Origin of the sequence: Rhodopseudomonas sp. BR0C11, assembly GCF_010820945.1 — a bacterium.
In the GTDB taxonomy this organism is placed as follows: Bacteria; Pseudomonadota; Alphaproteobacteria; order Rhizobiales; family Xanthobacteraceae; genus Rhodopseudomonas; species Rhodopseudomonas palustris_H.
Window position 1 is genome coordinate 1 of record NZ_QTKI01000066.1, and the last position, 16,773, is coordinate 16,773.

General features: G+C 65.7%; 15 protein-coding genes. 5 read left to right on the plus strand and 10 right to left on the minus strand.

What is annotated here, in order from left to right; all coding sequences use genetic code 11:
* Positions 1-120: 120 nt before the first annotated feature.
* From pstA to DYI24_RS07920, 5 genes are all read right to left on the minus strand, one after another.
* Entirely contained in the window at positions 121-984 is an 864-nt protein-coding gene (gene pstA / locus DYI24_RS07900; RefSeq protein ID WP_107346310.1) for a phosphate ABC transporter permease PstA, read from the minus strand.
* A 1-nt stretch (position 985) separates the two neighbouring features.
* Positions 986-1,987, minus strand: coding sequence for a phosphate ABC transporter permease subunit PstC (gene pstC, locus DYI24_RS07905; protein ID WP_107346311.1), 1,002 nt, complete (start codon positions 1,985-1,987; stop codon positions 986-988).
* A 209-nt stretch (positions 1,988-2,196) separates the two neighbouring features.
* On the minus strand, positions 2,197-3,207 hold the full coding sequence (gene pstS, locus DYI24_RS07910; RefSeq protein WP_107346312.1) for a phosphate ABC transporter substrate-binding protein PstS: 1,011 nt from the start codon (positions 3,205-3,207) through the stop codon (positions 2,197-2,199).
* A 148-nt stretch (positions 3,208-3,355) separates the two neighbouring features.
* Entirely contained in the window at positions 3,356-4,705 is a 1,350-nt protein-coding gene (locus tag DYI24_RS07915) for an ATP-binding protein (RefSeq protein WP_205523427.1), read from the minus strand.
* Between the two features lie 3 nt (positions 4,706-4,708).
* Positions 4,709-5,749 carry a lysylphosphatidylglycerol synthase transmembrane domain-containing protein gene (locus DYI24_RS07920; protein WP_246701191.1) on the minus strand — a complete coding sequence of 347 codons (1,041 nt, stop codon included), beginning with the start codon at positions 5,747-5,749 and terminating at the stop codon, positions 4,709-4,711.
* 394 nt (positions 5,750-6,143) lie between these two features.
* On the opposite strand from DYI24_RS07920, the gene DYI24_RS07925 reads away from it, so the two are divergent.
* Positions 6,144-6,650, plus strand: a complete 507-nt coding sequence (locus DYI24_RS07925) for a YciE/YciF ferroxidase family protein (protein WP_011159479.1) — start codon at positions 6,144-6,146, stop codon at positions 6,648-6,650.
* A gap of 101 nt (positions 6,651-6,751) precedes the next feature.
* Here the strand turns inward: DYI24_RS07925 and DYI24_RS07930 are convergent, their stop codons facing one another.
* Positions 6,752-7,189, minus strand: a complete 438-nt coding sequence (locus DYI24_RS07930; RefSeq protein WP_107345639.1) for a hypothetical protein — start codon at positions 7,187-7,189, stop codon at positions 6,752-6,754.
* A gap of 148 nt (positions 7,190-7,337) precedes the next feature.
* Here DYI24_RS07930 and DYI24_RS07935 point away from each other — a divergent pair, with 148 nt between their 5' ends.
* Positions 7,338-7,934 carry a hypothetical protein gene (locus DYI24_RS07935; protein ID WP_164571900.1) on the plus strand — a complete coding sequence of 199 codons (597 nt, stop codon included), beginning with the start codon at positions 7,338-7,340 and terminating at the stop codon, positions 7,932-7,934.
* Positions 7,935-7,955: 21 nt separating this feature from the next.
* Here the strand turns inward: DYI24_RS07935 and DYI24_RS07940 are convergent, their stop codons facing one another.
* Both DYI24_RS07940 and DYI24_RS07945 read right to left on the minus strand, forming a co-directional pair.
* Positions 7,956-8,387: a universal stress protein gene (locus tag DYI24_RS07940; RefSeq protein ID WP_164571901.1), complete on the minus strand. Its 432-nt coding sequence runs from the start codon at positions 8,385-8,387 to the stop codon at positions 7,956-7,958.
* A 46-nt stretch (positions 8,388-8,433) separates the two neighbouring features.
* The gene (locus tag DYI24_RS07945; RefSeq protein ID WP_164571902.1) at positions 8,434-8,964 is read right to left on the minus strand and encodes a SixA phosphatase family protein; all 531 of its coding nucleotides are present in this window, start codon (positions 8,962-8,964) and stop codon (positions 8,434-8,436) included.
* Between the two features lie 140 nt (positions 8,965-9,104).
* Between DYI24_RS07945 and DYI24_RS07950 the strand changes: the two genes are divergently transcribed.
* The 3 genes from DYI24_RS07950 to DYI24_RS07960 all read left to right on the plus strand — a co-directional run bounded on the left by DYI24_RS07950 (position 9,105) and on the right by DYI24_RS07960 (position 12,845).
* On the plus strand, positions 9,105-10,565 hold the full coding sequence (locus tag DYI24_RS07950; protein WP_164571903.1) for an NAD(P)/FAD-dependent oxidoreductase: 1,461 nt from the start codon (positions 9,105-9,107) through the stop codon (positions 10,563-10,565).
* A 134-nt stretch (positions 10,566-10,699) separates the two neighbouring features.
* Positions 10,700-11,197 (plus strand): peptide-methionine (R)-S-oxide reductase MsrB, encoded by a 498-nt coding sequence (gene msrB, locus DYI24_RS07955; protein ID WP_107345634.1) that lies wholly within the window; start codon positions 10,700-10,702, stop codon positions 11,195-11,197.
* Between the two features lie 154 nt (positions 11,198-11,351).
* Positions 11,352-12,845: a glycosyltransferase family 39 protein gene (locus tag DYI24_RS07960; protein ID WP_164571904.1), complete on the plus strand. Its 1,494-nt coding sequence runs from the start codon at positions 11,352-11,354 to the stop codon at positions 12,843-12,845.
* 36 nt (positions 12,846-12,881) lie between these two features.
* On the opposite strand, the gene DYI24_RS07965 is transcribed toward DYI24_RS07960, so the two are convergent.
* Together DYI24_RS07965 and DYI24_RS07970 are read right to left on the minus strand one after the other, a co-directional pair.
* Positions 12,882-13,154 (minus strand): hypothetical protein, encoded by a 273-nt coding sequence (locus DYI24_RS07965; protein ID WP_107345633.1) that lies wholly within the window; start codon positions 13,152-13,154, stop codon positions 12,882-12,884.
* Between the two features lie 189 nt (positions 13,155-13,343).
* Positions 13,344-16,773 (minus strand): ATP-binding protein (locus DYI24_RS07970; protein ID WP_164571905.1); only part of this gene is annotated, 3,430 nt, incomplete at its 5' end.

Here is a 16,773-nt window from a genome sequence, read left to right on the forward strand (position 1 = left end):
GCGGGTGGGTCTGACCGTACTAGAAGTTGGGGTCGGGGACGGTCACCTTGGCGGGGCCGTCCGGCTGGGCGCCGATCGGCGGCATCGCGGACGGAACGCTGGTGGCGATCGAGATCTCGGTCATTTCGTGGTCCTCTCGGCGCCGATGATGCGCGCGCCAATGTTCAGGGCAAGCACAGTCAGAGTGATCAGCAGCGCGCCGGTCCAGGCGAGCTGCTTCCAGTAAGCGTAGGGGCTCTGGACGAAGTTGTTGATGGTCACCGGCAGGTTGGCCATCGTCTTGGTCAGATCCAGGCTGAAGAACTGGTTGCTGAGCGCGGTGAACAGCAGCGGCGCGGTCTCGCCGGCGACGCGGGCGGTCGCCAGCAGGATGCCGGTGATCAGACCGGCGCGGGCGGCGCGATAGGCGATCCGGCGGATCACCAGCGAGCGCGGCAGGCCGAGCGCCGAGGCGGCTTCGCGCAGCGAGCTCGGCACCAGCAGCAGCATGTCTTCGGTGGTGCGCACCACCACCGGGATCACGATCACCGCCAGCGCCAGCGCGCCGGCAAGCGCCGAGAACCGGCCCATCGTCACCACCACCGCGCCGTAGATGAAAAGACCGATGATGATCGACGGCGCGCTCAGCAGGATGTCGTTGATGAAGCGGATCACCGAGGTGAGCTTGTCGTACTTGCCGTACTCGGCGAGGTACGTGCCGGCGAACAATCCGAGCGGCGCGCCGATGCCGACGCCGAGAATCGTCATGATGATCGAGCCGACAATGGCGTTGAGCAAGCCGCCCTCGTTCGAGCCCGGCGGCGGGGTGTTCTGAGTGAATATTTCGAAGTTGAGACCGGCGAGGCCGTTCCAGAACAGCGTGAACAGGATCAACGCCAGCCAGGTGACGCCGAACAGCGCCGCCGCTGAGCACAGCACCTTGATCACCAGGTCGTTGCGGTGACGGCGCTTGTAGATCGGGTTGTCGAGATGGATCGGCGACATCTTACTTGCCCGCCTTGAGTTCGAGCCGCAGCAGCAGCAGCCGGGCGGCCGCCAGCACCAGGAAGGTCAAAATGAACAGCAAGAGGCCGAGCAGGATCAGGCCGGACTGATGCAGGCCATCGCTCTCGGCGAATTCGGAGGCGATCGCCGCCGAGATCGTGGTGCCGGGCGAGAAGATCGAGCCGGTGATCCGGAACGAGTTGCCGATGATGAAGGTGACCGCCATGGTCTCGCCGAGCGCGCGGCCGAGCGCCAGCATCACGCCGCCGATCACGCCGACCCGGGTGTAGGGGATCACGACGCTGCGGACGACTTCCCAGGTGGTGCAGCCGACGCCGTAGGCGGCTTCCTTCAGCACCGGCGGCACGGTCTTGAAGACGTCGACCGAGATCGCGGTGATGAACGGCAGCACCATGATGGCGAGGATCAGCGAGGCGTTGAACAGGCTGAGATAGGACGGCGGACCGGCGAAGATATCGCCGAGCACCGGCACGCCCTCGAACAGCGCGATCATCGCCGGCTGGAAGTGATAGGCCAGGAACGGGCCGAGCACGAAGAAGCCCCACATGCCGTAGATGATCGACGGGATTCCGGCGAGAAGCTCGATGGCGAGGCCGATCGGGCGGCGCAGCCACATCGGGCACAGCTCGGTGAGGAAGATCGCGATGCCGAGACCGACCGGAATCGCGATCATCATCGCGATCAGCGACGTCACCAGCGTGCCGTAGATCGGGCCGAGCGCGCCGAGGACCGGCGGGTCATTGGCCGGCGCCCAGCGCGAAGTGGTGAGGAACGAGAAGCCGAATTCGCGGATCGCCGGCAGGGCACCGACGATCAGCGAGATGATGATGCCGCCGAGGATCAGCAGTACCGAGATCGCGCAGGCGCGCGTCGTCCAATAGAAGGTCTTGTCGCCGAGCTTGAAGGCGCTGAGCGCCTTGGCCCGATCATAAGGTCCGGCAGCCGTCTGCAACCCGGTTGTCTCAACCGCCATGTCCGCCACGCTAACTCTCCTCATGCCTACTGCAGGGCCGAAACCGCGCCTCGCGGCTGGAGATCTGAATTGAAAACCGGATGCGCGATCGAGCGTCGCGCCAGCACCGACTGCGGTGCAGAGCCGGAGCCCGAGTGTATGAGGCTCGGAGTCCGCCGTTCGCGTGAACGTCGGGCTGCGACCCGGACGGATCCGGATCGCAGCCAAACTTCAGACTATCAGCTCTTGATGTCCGCGGCCCAGGTCTTCTCGATCAGCTTGACGACCGGTTCCGGCATCGGGATGTAGTCGAGCTCTTCGGCAGCCTTGGCGCCCTTCTCGAACGCCCACTTGAAGAACTTGACGGCTTCGGCGGACGCCGCCTTATCGACCGGCTCCTTGTGCATCAGGATGAAGGTCGCGGCGGTGATCGGCCAAGAGGCTTCGCCCGGCTGGTTGGTCAGGATCAGGTAGTAGCCCGGAGCCTTGGCCCAGTCGGCGTTCGACGCCGCAGCCTGGAAGGCCGCGATGGTCGGCTGCACGGTCTTGCCGGCGCTGTTCACCAGGCCGGTGTAGGTCAGCTTGTTCTGCTTGGCGTAGGCGTATTCGACGTAACCGATCGAATTCTTGGTCTGGCCGACGTTGCCGGCAACGCCTTCGTTGCCCTTGGCGCCGACGCCGACCGGCCACTCGACCGCGGTGCCCGAACCAACCTTGGCCTTCCAGTCAGCGCTGACCTTGGACAGGTAGTCGGTGAAATTGAAGGTGGTGCCCGAACCGTCGGAGCGGCGAACCACGGTGATCGCGTCGCTCGGCAGGCTGACCTTCGGGTTCAGCTTCTTGATCGCCGGGTCGTCCCACTTGGTGATCTTGCCGATGTAGATGTTGGCCAGGGTCTCACCGTCGAGCACCATCTCGCCCGGCTTCACGCCTTCGAGGTTCACGACCGGCACGATCGCGCCCATCACCATCGGCCACTGCACCAAGCCTTCCTTGTCGAGCTGTTCCGGCTTCAGCGGCGCGTCGGTGGCGCCGAAGGTCACGGTCTTGGCGATGATCTGCTTGATGCCGGCGCCCGAACCGATCGACTGATAGTTCAGACCGTTGCCGGTGTCCTTCTTATAGGCATCGGCCCACTTCGAGTAGACGGGGTACGGGAAGGTGGCGCCAGCGCCGGTGATGTCGGCGGCGAAGGCCGAGGTCGACGCCGCAACCAGACCGGCCGCGACGATTGCCTTGATGAAATTCATGGGGAAGGTCTCCATCTGTAAGCGAAGCGCTCAGCGCGCCCGACTGCGCTTACCCCGCCCGTCTACGAGCGGTCGGTTGACCTTTTATGAGGGTTTGATGACAGTCATGTGACTGAACTAAGCGCCTGAAATCGAATGATTATTCGACTCAGACCTGGGGCTTTCCCTGAGGGAAACAGACGGTGAAGGTGGCGCCCTTTTTCAGCACGCTTTCGATCAGCAGACGGCCGCGGTGACGGTTAACAATATGTTTCACCAGCGATAATCCTAACCCCGTACCACCCTGAGACCGGCTGTCGCCAACGTCCACCCGGTAGAACCTTTCGGTCAGTCGCGGCAGATGCTCGGGCGCGATACCGGGACCGAAATCGCGCACCAGCGCGCGATACTCCGGCACGCCGTCGCCCGACACCGCAGCCACCACCGAGACCACCACCCGGCCGCCCGAAGCGCCATACTTCAGCGCGTTCTCGATCAGGTTTTCGAACAGCCGCAGCAGCTCTTCGCGATCGCCGGCGATGGTCGCGGCGTCCTCCGGCAGCTCCAGCTCGATCACCACCTGGCGTTCCTTGGCCAGCGGCTCGAGGCCGTCGGTGACCTGCTTGATCAGCGGCTTCAGATCGATCATCGCATCGGGGCGAACATGCGCGCTGAGCTCGACCCGCGACAGCGACAGCAGGTCGTCGATCAGCCGCGCCATTCGGGTCGCCTGAGCGTGCATGATGCCGAGGAAACGCTCGCGCGCCTTCGGATCGTCGCGGGCCTGCCCCTGCAGGGTGTCGATGAAGCCGGACAAGGCCGCGAGCGGCGTACGCAGCTCGTGGCTGGCATTGGCGACGAAGTCGGCGCGCATCTCCTCGACCCGGCGCAGCGGCGTCAGATCGTGGAACGTCATCAGCATGCATTGATCCGTGCCGCCGAACGCGGTCGGCACCTGCACCGGCGCGATGATCAGTTCGAGCCAGCGTTCGATCGAGCCATGATCGAGATAGGTGGCGCGGCGCGGCTCCGAGGTCGCGATCGCCTCACGCAGCGCGGTGACGATCTCGGGGCTGCGCAGCGCAAACTGCGCCAGCTCCCGCACCCGCAGGGCCGGCGCGAGCTGTGCGGCAGCAGCGTTGAGGTGAATGACCCGGCCGGCACGATCCAGCAGCACCGCCGGATCGGGCATGCCGGCGACGATGGCACGCACCACCGGCATTTCCACCGGACTGACGCCGAGCGTGTCGTCGAGCGCGTTGGAGCTGTCATGCAACCGCCATGGCACCAGCGCGGCGGCGATCAAGCAGGCGAACGCCGCGATCGCCGGACCGATCGCGAGTTGGGCGAACAGCACCAGCGCGGTGAGCGCGAGCGCGCCGGCAATCAGGATGATCGCGGCGTGGCGAAGCCGATCGGACCAATGCGTCAGCAGCGATGTGGAAGACGGTGTCGGCGGAGCGAGTACGAGTTCGCGGACCGGGCGGGCTTGCTCGTCGGGCGCGGGTGCGGTGGTCATGGCTCAACCTGGTGAGGGATCTCCGCGCACCGGTTCCGGCTTCAGCGCTTCGGCCAGCGGACGAACCCGCTTCAGCCGCGCACCGAGCACGATCTCCCGGACCGCAAGCACGACGACCGATATCACGAACGGCACGATGTAGTACAGCAGGCGGAACAGCAGCATGCCGGCGAGCAGCTCTTCCTTGTCCATCTGCCACAGCCCGACCAGCATCGCGGCGTCGAACACACCGAGGCTCCCCGGCGCATGGCTGGCGAAGCCGAGCAGGGTGGCGAGGATGAACACCACCGCCAGCGACACGTAGTCGATGTAGGGGGCGGACGGCATCAACAGGTACATTGCCAGGGCGCAGAAGCCGAGATCGACCACGCCGATCAGCACCTGCACCAGCGTCAGCTTGGCCGACGGAAGCACCACCTTCCAGCCGTTCTGGCCGAGCTCGCGGCGCTTCTTGCCGGTGGCGAGCCAGACGAAATAGGCGGCGATGCCGGCCAGACAGGCGACGCCGATCAGCCGGTTGATCTCGTCCGGCAGCAGGTCCATGGCACTGGCCGCGGCCGGATGCCAGATCATGCCGATGCCGAGCACGAACAGATTGCCGAGCCAGAACGTCAGGCCGGAGATGAAGCAGATCTTGGCGACATCGATCGCCGACAGGCCGTAGTCCGAATAGATCCGGAACCGGATCGCACCACCGGTGAAAACCGTGGCACCGAGATTATGGCCGATCACGTAAGAGGTGAACGCCGACATCGCGGCGATGCGGTACGGCACGTGCAGCTTGCCGATCGTGCGCAGCGCGAAGAAATCGTAGAACGTCAGGGTGCAAAAGGCACCGACCACGCAAAGCGCCGCCATCCCGATCTGGGCAGGGCTCTTGTCGGTCAGCGCGGTCAGGATGACGTTGTGATCGACTCCCTTGAGGGTGCGGATCAGCGACGAAATCGCAAAGCCGATAATCAGGATGCTGGCGACGATACCGACGCGTTTCCAGCCGATATACGTCTTGAAGCCACGCCCCAGCGCGCTCAGCAGTCGATGCATTCGTCCTCCCGGCGGGGCGGCAACGCGACGGACACCGCCTGCAGCGCGACCCTGCTCCCGGCGTCCGACTTACTCATCCGCGCAATTCCTTAGGGCATAAACGGCCCGTCGTGCAATCCGCCGTACTGTCGCGTGCGGACGGCTCATCCATGGGACGGGCGGCGGAATGCGCCCTTGACGTGGCGCAAACGAGCCGTCCGGCGGCTGCATGGCGGCCCCGAGAGGAGCCGGCCAAGCCGGCCCGACCGATATAGGCGCCAGACGCGCTGCGCGCCATTGCGACTCGATGCGCGGATGGAACCCGGAACGGTGATCGCTGCCGCTGGTTAACGCCGCGACGGCCACGGCAGGCTTGGAAAAGAGCCACCGGGCGCAAACCGAAAGAGGATCCGCAATGGGACTTTTCACCAAAGACATCAAGACGATGGATGACCTGTTCGTGCACCAATTGCAGGACATCTACTACGCCGAGAAACAGCTCCTGAAGGCGATCCCGAAAATGGCCGACAAGGCCTCGGACCCGATGCTGAAGCAGGGGTTCCTGACGCATCTGGATGAGACCAAGGGGCACGTGAAGCGGCTGGAGCAGGTGTTCGAAATGCATGGCGTGCAGCCGAAGGCGATCGACTGCCCGGCAATCGACGGCATCATCGAGGAAGCCGATGAGACCGCGGGCGAAGTCGAGGACAAGAAGGTGCTCGATGCGGCGTTGATCAACGCCGCTCAGGCGGTGGAGCACTACGAGATCGTCCGCTACGGCAGCCTGGTATCATGGGCCAAGCTGCTCGGCCGTAACGACTGTGCGGCGGTGCTGCAGAAGACCCTCGATGAAGAGAAGGCTACCGACAAGAAGCTCAACACGCTTGCGGAGAGCCAGGTCAATCTTCGCGCCGCCGGCTGAGCCGGTTGCGACATTGATATGACGTGACGATGAGGCCAAAGGCCGCGCGGATATCCGCGTGGCCTTTGGTGTTTTCAACAGCAGTCCTGACGCGGTCGCGTTCAGACTTTGCGTAAAGCGAAATAAGCGCCGCAGAATGCCATCGCGGCGCCCAGCAACAGGGTCGCCAGCCCAGCCAGCACGCCGGCTGCGGTGGGCACCGCGGACGGCGCCGAAGCGGCTTGGCCGGCGGCGGCCAGCACCAGCACCAGCACCACGATCAGAAACTGGCGCAGCTTGGGCGGGATCTGTCCGGCGACCGCATGATTCATCAGCCGCGCCGTGAAGTAACCGCCGGCGAAGCCTCCGGTCGCGACCAGCCACCACGCCAGCGCGGCGCTCGCCGGCATGAAGCTGCCGGAGTCGTTGCGCCACAGCCCTCCGAGGTCGAGGCCGACGCTCTGGCCGAGCATATGCAGCGCCAGCGCCATCAACAGCCCGGACATCAGGGCGCCACCCAGGATCAGGTGGCGAGGGTAGTGCGCTTCGGTGTTCGGCATGATCCGGTCCGTTTGTCACCGAATTGTAGAAAACCGAGGCCTTGCCGACAAGTTATCCGGTACGGGCGACACCCGGTGGGCTGAACGCCGCATTGCATCGCCGCGCCGGCTCCGGCATGGACGGCGGACCGGCAACAGGGGCTTTCGGGTGACGCCACGATCCAACCGAGACGAGGACGGCGATTCAGGCACGGCTTACGCCTACAAGGCCTCGCTGATCGGTGCTGCCCAGCAGTTCGAACTCGGCGACGACGGGCTGATCTGGCGGATCGGCACGAAAGCCGGGATGTGGCCCTACGCGACCATCGCGAAGCTTCGGTTGAGCTATCGGCCGGTGTCGATGCAGTCGCGCCGCTACCGGGCCGATCTCCAGGACGTCTCCGGCGGTCGGCTGCGGATCGTGTCGACCACCTGGCAGACGGTGGCGCTGATGGCGCCGCAGGATCAGGCCTATCGCGCGTTCATGATCGAGCTGCACCGGCGGATGCGCGAGGCCGGCAGCCACGCCGAACTGATCGGGGGGCTGCCGCCGGCAGTCCATACCGGTGCTTTGGTGCTGATCGCGCTGGTTGCCGCCGCCCTGACCGGACTGCTGGCGCGCGCGGTGGCGGTGGGGTCTTGGTCAGGCGCGCTGTTTCTTGCCGGCTTTGCGCTGCTGTTCGGCTGGCAGATCGGCGGTTTCATCCGCCGCAACCGCCCACGCCGCTACACCTTCGACGATGTGCCGAAGGATCTACTGCCGTAAAGCGGTCCGTGTCGCTCGGGGCTATGTGCCGTCCCGCACCACCAGCACCGAGCACGGTGCGTAGCGCACCACGTGGCCGGCATTGGAGCCGAGGAAGTAGCTGCGCATCGCCGGCCGGTGCGAACTCATCACGATTAGATCTGCGCCGACCGCCACGACCTCTTCGAGGATCTCATGGTAGATGCCGCCCTGGCGCACGCTGCTCGACAGCCGCTGTGCCGGAATGCCTGAGGTGCGGGCAATCTCCGCCAATGCAGCTTCGGCCGACTGCCGCTGCTGATCGTCGAAATCCGCAGGGACATATTCGGCCAGCATCACAGGAGTGATCGCCAGCACGTGCAGCAGCCGCACCTTGCCGTCGTAGCCGTCGGCGAGCTTCGCCGCGGTGGCGATCGCGGGCTGGGCCAGCGCGGTATCGGCCAGGTCGATCGGGACGAGGATGGACTTGAACATCTCCGGCGCCTCCTGATCAGGGCAAGGGCGACGCCATCGTCCTCCGTCAGCTTGCTTCGCGCAGCACTTTCGGGCTGACGAAATGTTGCAGCTTGCCGGTGCCGAACGAGGCATCCGCCCAGTCGGCGATCGGGAAGTCGATCACCACCACCGCCGCGGTCGGCATGCTGCCCGAGAGCTTGCGCCGCTCGGCCTCGTTGCAGGTGCAGGTGAGCGCCAACGCCAGTTCGTGCAGGCCCGGATTGTGTCCGATCAGCATCAGCTGGTTGATGCCGGCCGATACCTCATGGATCGCCTGCAACAACTGCGAAGAGCTCGCGCTGTACATTTCCGACAGGTACGCGACCTGCGGTTCGCGGTTCGCCGGAAACAGTTCGGATAGAACGTCCCAGGTCTGCCGGGTCCGGGTCGCGGTCGAGATCAGCACCTGATCGGGGACCAGATGCTCGGCGGCGAGCCAGGCGGCGATCTCGGCGGCGTCGCTGCGGCCGCGATCTTCCAGGCGGCGATCGTGGTCCTTGCCGCTCGGCGCGTCCCTTTCGGTTTTGGCGTGTCGCAGCAGGATCAGACGGCGCATGAGTTCTTTCCAAAGGGCGGAGCTTGCGGATTAATCGAGACCGGCCGGCAGGACAAGGTGACAACCGTCCGTGCTGTCCGTATTGAACGCGTATCTCGCAAGATAGCCTCGTTTGCGGATGCGCTCTTTTAGGAAACGGCATGGATTCGCTCCCGACAAGTGCGACGAATGGACCGGCCGGCTTGTCCGCCGAAGCCGATGCGGAACCGCATGCGCGGCTGACGTTCGACCTCGACGTCGATCTCTGCGTGATCGGCGCCGGCCTCGCCGGACTATCGGTCGCGCTGGAAGCCGCGCAGGCCGGGCTCAGCGTTGCCGTGCTGGAGAGCGGGCGGATTGGCTGGGGTGCGTCAGGGCACAATCTCGGCACGGTGACGCCGGGTTACGGCGTGCCGATCGCCGATCTGATCGCCCGGGTCGGGCTGGATCACGCCAGCGCTCTGTGGGCGCTGACCCGCGAGGGCATGGAGATCGTCCGCGCTCGTGCCACCGAGGAGACGATGCCCGGCGTGGCGCTGTCGGACGGCGCGCTGGAAGTCTCCAATGTCGATATCGGCGACCGCCTCGTCGAGCGCCTGCAGACGCTCGGCGTCGATTTCGGCTCCGAAGTCGAAGGCTGGCCGATCGACAAGGTCCGCGATGTGTTGCGGACCAACCGATATTTTCACGGCATTCACTACCCGACCGCTTTTCAGCTCGACGGCCGCCGTTACTTGCGCGGCCTGGAGCGGCTGGCGCGGCAGGCCGGGGCACGGATCTTCGAGGAAACGCCGGCGGTCAGCATCGATTTCGCCGGCATCCGCAAGCGGATCTCGACGCCGAATGCGCGGCTGCGCGCTTCCGACATCGTGCTTGCCGGCAGCGTGCATCTCGGCGCGCCGTCGCCCCGCGTCGCCGAAACCCTGCTGCCGGTCTGGCGCACCGCAGCGCTGACGGCGCCGCTCGGCGAGAAACTACCGGAGGCGATCGCGTTCGCCGGCTCGATTGTCGACACGGACGGGGTCGATCACTACCGGATCGTCGGTGGTGACCGCTTGCTGTGGGCAAGCGGCGAGACCACTTTCGATGTTGCACCGCAGCGGCTCGCCGGAATCATCCGGCGGCGGATCGCAACGCTGTTCCCCCAGCTCGGGCAGGTTGAAATAGCTCAGACCTTCGGCGCTGCGGTCGGGATGACGGTGCACGGCATGCCGCAAATCGGCGAATTGCGGCCGGGGCTATGGGTCGCCAGCGGATTCGGCAGGCAGGGGCTCGCCACCACCGCAATCGCCGGGCGTCTGATCGCTCGCGGCCTGACCCATAGCGACGAGCGCTGGAAGCTGTTTTCGCCGTTCGATCTGGTGTGGGCAGGGGGCACCATCGGCCGCATCGTCGGGCAGGGGGTGTATTTCGCCACCCGGGAGGGCGCACTCGCCGCCGGCGCGCTGGCCCGTTACCGCGAGCGTGCCGCCGCCCGGACCCGGGTCCGGGATGCCTGTGCCGAGGTGAAGCGGGAAGAACGTCGCGCTCGTGTTGCGCTGTTGCGGGCTGCCGAGGCCGCAAATGTGCCTCCTCCCAATGCGCCGTCGCGCCGGCCGGTGCCGCCGCCTTCGCCAGAATAGCTTCCGGCTGCGTCGACGTTCTCGCGACAATGTGAGCGGGCTAAAATACCGGCGGTGTAACCTGAGGCGCGGCAGCTTCGTACCTGACGGAAGTGCCGCCGGGGCGCCCGCGCCCGTCACGCAGGGAACATCACATGATCGATCGCCGCATGCTGCTCGCTTCTGCCGCCCTTGCCGCCGTGTTCGGTTTCCGCTGGCTGCGGCCGGACGCCGCCCGCGCGGCCGAGAAGTTCGAGATCGAGAAGACGCCTGAGGAATGGCGCAAGCAGCTCACGCCGATGCAGTACCACATCCTCCGCGAGGAGGGCACCGAGCGGCCGTTCTCCAGTCCGTTGCTCAAGGAGCATCGCAAGGGCACCTTCGCCTGCGCCGGCTGTGATCTGCCGTTGTTCTCGTCGGATACCAAGTTCGATAGCGGCACTGGCTGGCCGAGCTTCTGGCAGCCGCTGCCGAATGCGGTCGGCGAACGCAGCGACTCCACGCTCGGCATGACGCGCACCGAAGTGCATTGCCGCCGCTGCGGCGGTCATCTCGGCCACGTGTTCGACGACGGGCCGAAGCCCACCGGGCTGCGCTACTGCATGGATGGCTACGCGCTGACCTTCCACCCGGCGACGCCGAATGCGAGCTGACGCACACGGTTGTGACAATCCCCCGAAAGGCTTGTTTCCGCGTTTCAAATGCTGCGGCTGGCGTGGGGAAGTCGCCCGCTTGAGTTGACAATCCGAGCGCCGCCCCCGCATATCCCGAGCACATTAACTTTCAGAAATGTGGCGGCCGGCCCTGATGCAACCTGTGGTGTCGCAGCCGGGGGGCTCCCGTAGCCTGCTGGCCATTCTCGCGGCGGCGATCGTCCTGCCGGTGGTCCTCGCGGCGATCGTATTTCCGACGCCGCTCTACGACACCCGCGAACTGGTCGCCTGGGGGCGCCACTTCCCGCTGATCACCCCGGTGCATCCGCCGATGATGGTGTGGGCCGGCGGCGTGGTCGACCGCCTGTTCGGGCCATCCGGCACCGCTATCGTCGCCGCCAATCAGGTGCTGATGGCCATCGGCTTCGCGTATCTGTACGCGATCCTACGGCTGCTGGTCGAACGGACGATGGCTATCTACCTCGTCGTGCTCGCCGGGACGTCGTTCTACGCCGTGTTCGCGCCGCTATCCTGGGCGCTGAATGCCGATATCCTGCAGCTCACCTCGTGGCCGGCGGTGGTCTATCACTTCCTGCGTGCGCGTCAGGACAATCGCTGGCTGGATTGGATCCTGCTCGGCGTTTGGGCCGCGATCGCAGCGCTGACCAAATACAACGCCGCGGTGCTGTTTCTGGCGATGGCGATCGGCGTCGTCGCGCTGCCCTCGTTCCGCCGCTGCCTGACGCGTCCCGGCCTGTATGTGGCGATGCTGATCGCCACGCTGCTGCTGCTGCCGCATGTGATCACCGCGGTGAAATTCGGCAGCACCATCGCCTACGGCGAGCGGCATTTCACCGGCTTCGGGTCGATCGGCGATACCGCCCGCCGCATCGGCCTCCTGGTTGCCGGCTATCTGCCGATGCTGCTGCCTGGTGCGGTGATCATCGCGGTGTCGAGCGCCCGCCGGATGATCAATGTGCGGGTGCCGCGGTTTGCCGAAGCCAGCGACGAACTGAAGTTCATCGTCATCATCGATGTGGCAATGGTGCTGATTCTGCTCGGCATGATCGTCGGGCTCGGGCTGGAGTACATCGCCCGCTACGGTGCGCCGTTCTCGCTGCTTGCAGTGCCGGCACTGGCGCCGTTGCTGCGCTGGAACGAGCCGCGGCGCGACACCTGCGAACGGCAGACCGGTTGGACCCTGTCGGGACTCTATACGGTGATGAGCGCGGCGGTGATGATCGCTTATCTCGGCCCCGCCTCGCATAGCGGACTGCAGGAGCCGACCGCCGACGCGGCGCGCCTGATCCTCAAGGACTGGCGCAGTCAGTACAGTTGCGGCCCCGGCTATTTCCTCGGCGATCGCCAGACGGTGTACGGCATTGGCATCGCGGCCGGGCCGGAGGGCGATTCGGTCACCATTCACTTCATTCCGGCGACCCGCTGGTTCGACCAGCGCAAGCTGGAGGATCAGGGCGCGGTGCTGGTCTATACGCTGCCGCAGGTGCCGGCGCATTTTGCCGCTGCCTATCCGGGCCGGGCGATGTCGGATGAGAAGCGCATCGATGTGCCGGTGCTGCGCACCCACAACGGCAAAACCAAAGAGTATTTCTATCGCTTCGTGGCGCCGAAAGCGTGCAGCAAGTAGCTGGCGGAATCTAGCTCAGAAGACTCGATCGGCGGCTTAGCCCGCTAGTGCCCGCCATTTTTCGGCGGCATCGATCGCGGCGGGGCGCAGGTTGTCGGCCGGCAGGCCGCGATGCAGGGCCTTGGCATATTCGCAGATCGCCATGAAGGTCGATGAGCGGGCCTCGTCGACCTCGCAGGAGTGCACGGTACCAGCGCCGTGGATGTAGCTGATCAGTCCCTTCAGCGACGACACTGCAGAATGCGGCTCCGCCGTTTCGGTCTGGTGCAGGCAGGACAGCACCTGCTGGGCGATCTCGATCTCGGTCATGGGTACGCTCTTCGCAACGCTCGCGGACAAACATGCTCGGGCCGGAATGAGGGCCTCGATGCCACGCTTCAATGTCCGGAGAAATGATCTGCCTCAATGCGATAGCGCAGGCCCGACAGGCTGGCGATCACATTGACGCGAACGTTGCATCTGCCGTGCATTTGCCGGTTCCGCGGGGCGGAACGCCGCTCAGGTGCGCTCGGCCATCGCCTTGCGTAAGACTTTCGACAGATCCTCGACCGAGTACGGCTTGTGCAGCAGTTCGAAGCCGTGGTCGTCGTCGGCCAGCATGTGGGCGTAGCCGGAGTTCAGCACCACGGGCAGCTCCGGCAAGCGCTTCTTGATTTCCCGGCCCAGGGTCACGCCGTCCATGCCCGGCATCGCAACGTCGCTCAGCACCAGGTCGAAACGTTTGGCGTTGTCGCCGAGTAGCGCCAGCGCCTGTTCGCCGGAGGCGGCGAGGACGGTCTGATAGCCGAGATCGTGAAGCAGCTGGGTGGAGAACTCGCCGACCTCGGCGTTGTCCTCGACCACGAGGATGCAGCCGCGCTGCCGGCCATCGACGGCGTTGGTGCCGTTGCCGTTGCGGCGCTGGATCGGTTTGTCGCTGAGCGGCAGCCGAAGCGTGATCGTGGTGCCGCGGCCGATCGCGCTGTCGACATTGATGCTGCCGCCGGACTGCTGGACAAAGCCGTAAACCTGCGACAGCCCGAGGCCGGTGCCGCGGCCGATGTCCTTGGTGGTGAAGAACGGCTCGAAGATCCGTTCGATCTGCTCGCGTCGAATGCCGCAGCCGGTATCGGCGATCGACACCTCGAGGAAGCCGCCGCGGCCTGCGGCGGCTTCCTGGGGTGTCGGCGCCGAACGTGTGACCGAGATGGTGAGGGTGCCATGACCGTCCATCGCGTCGCGCGCGTTAGCCACCAGATTGACCAGTGCGGCGTCGAACTGATTGGTATCGGCCTCGACCGGCAGCGGTCGCTCGGCGATGTGGAGATTGAACACAGCGCGGGAGCCGAGTGCTGTCTTAAGCATGTCGGAGACGTGCTCGATGTGATCGGCCGCGTCGAACACTTCGCGGTTCTGTGCATGGCGACGCGCGAAGGTGAGCAGCTGGCCGGTCAGCTTCGCTGCGCGATCAGCCGTATCGGAGATCGCATCGACGTAGCGGCGGATCCGCTCCGGCGGCAGCTCGCGCCGGCGCAACAGATCGGCGGACGACCGGATCACGGTCAGCATGTTGTTGAAGTCGTGGGCGACGCCGCCGGTGAGCTGGCCGATCGCTTCCATCTTTTGCGCCTGCCGGAATGCTTCTTCGGCTTTGCGGCGCTCGGTGATGTCGACCGCCTCGGGCACGATCGCGATCACCTTGCCCTGCGTGTCCTGCACCGGGCGCATCTGCAGATCGAACCAGCGCCAGCCGCTGGCTGGCAGGTTGACGTGAAGTTCGCGCCGCACCGTCTCACCGGCCGCGACAGCGGCGATGTCGCTGCGGACCATCTCAGGCAGCCCCGGCGTGCTGCCGAACCACGGCGTGGCCCAAACCGGTTTGCCGACCACGTCCTCGAGCTCGGCCGCGATGCCGGCGAGTGCGGTGCGGTTGGCGTCGATCACCACGCCGTCGACGTCGAGCAATGCCTGATAGGTGTAGCTCGCCGCGAAGATGGTCCGGAGTCGGGCTTCCTTCTGCTGCAGTTCGGCTGTGCGCTGGGCAACCTGCTCTTCGAGCTGCTCGTTGATGTCGCGCAGCGCCGCCTCGGCCTTCTTCTGCTCGGTGATGTCGCGAAAATACACCGAGATGCTCTTGCCGTTGGTAGGTGCCACCCGCAATTCGAACCAGCGCTTGCTCGGTGGATGATAGCTTTCGAACTCGCAGGCGACGCGTTCGGTCATCGCCCGCCGATAGGCCTGCTCGATCTCGGTGCCGAGCATCATCGGATAGACGTCCCAATACACCTTGCCGATCAGCTCGCCGGCTCTGCTGTTGATCAGCCGTTCGGCGGCGGCGTTGACGTAAGTGAACCGGTACTGTTCGTCGAGCGCGATGAAGCCGTCGCTGATCGAGGCCAGAATGCCTTCGGCGTGCTTCCGGGCAGCCTGTGCTTCCTGGCGTAGCACGTATTCGGTCCGCAGCGCCGTCCGCCGGATCGCAGCGGTGTCGAGATTGGCGCGGACGCGCGTGAGCAATTCGCGGGCGCTGAACGGCTTGCTGAGATAATCGTCAGCGCCGGCTTCCAGCCCCTCCAGCTTGGCTTCTTCGCCGGCCCGGGCGGACAGGAAGATCACCGGCAGATCGGCCATCGTTGGATCACCGCGCAGCGCTTTTAGAAGTCCGAGGCCGTCGAGCCGCGGCATCATCACGTCGCTGAGCACCAGATCCGGCCGGCGTTTCTTTGCGGCTTCGAGCGCTGCGGCGCCGTCGGCAACGGCTTCGACCTCATAGGCATCGCCGAGCAACCGGGCGACGTAGTCGCGCATGTCGTGGTTGTCGTCGGCCAGCAGAATGTGAGGTCGCCCTGTGGCAGGCGCGGTGACGACGCCGAGATCCTGAGCGCCGGAAGCTGGCGGCAGATCGGCATCGCCACTGTCATCGAGCCAGCCGATCGCCTCGTCGAGATAGGCCTGGGCGCGGACATTGGTGGAGACTTGGAGCGCGGCATGTCGCGGCCGCTCGGCCGGGAGATGCGCGGAGCCGAACGGCAGGGTTACGCGAAAGGTCGAGCCGCGGCCGATCTCGCTCTCGACGGCAATCGAGCCGCTGTGCAGCTTGATCAGCTCCTGCACCAACGCCAGTCCGATACCGCTGCCTTCGATCGAGCGGCCGCGCGCGCCTTCGACCCGCCGAAAGCGCTCGAACAGATGCGGGATCTCTGCCTGCGGGATGCCGGTGCCGGTGTCGCTGACTTCGATCACGGCGTGACGGCCGTCCGGATCGGTGCGGACCCGGACCGCGATTTCGCCTTCGAAGGTGAACTTGAATGCGTTGGACAGCAGGTTGAGGACGATCTTCTCCCACATGTCGCGGTCGACATAGACCGGCTGCGGCAACGGCGGCGCATCAATCACGAAGCGCAGGCCGGCACGGTCCAGCGCGGAGCGGAAGTTCGAAGCGAGTTCGGCGGTGAACGACGACAGATCGACCGGGGTGAAGTGCGCGGTGACGCGGCCGGCTTCGATCCGGGCGAAGTCGAGCAGGGTGTTGACCAGCTTCAGCAGGCGCAGACCGTTGCGGTGGGCGATGCCGAGCAGGGTGCGCTGTTCGTCCGCAATGCCGTCGCGGCCGAGTGCTTCTTCCAGCGGGCTCAGCATCAGCGTCAGCGGCGTGCGGAACTCGTGGCTGACGTTTGAGAAGAACGCGGTCTTGGCGCGATCGATCTCGGCCAGCGCCTCCGCCCGGCGGCGTTCCTCCTGGTAGGCGTCGGCATTGGTGATCGCTGTGGAGATTTGGCCGGCGACCAGGGCGAGGAAGTCCTGGTAGGCGGTGTCGTACAGCCGGAACGGATTGAGCCCCGTGATCAGGAAGCCGGACCGGCCGGTGTCGCCGCTGGCCGGGATCGGCAGCACCACCGCCCGGGTGGGCGGCTGGCGCCAGCCGCCGGTCGGAAACGTGATCCCGAAC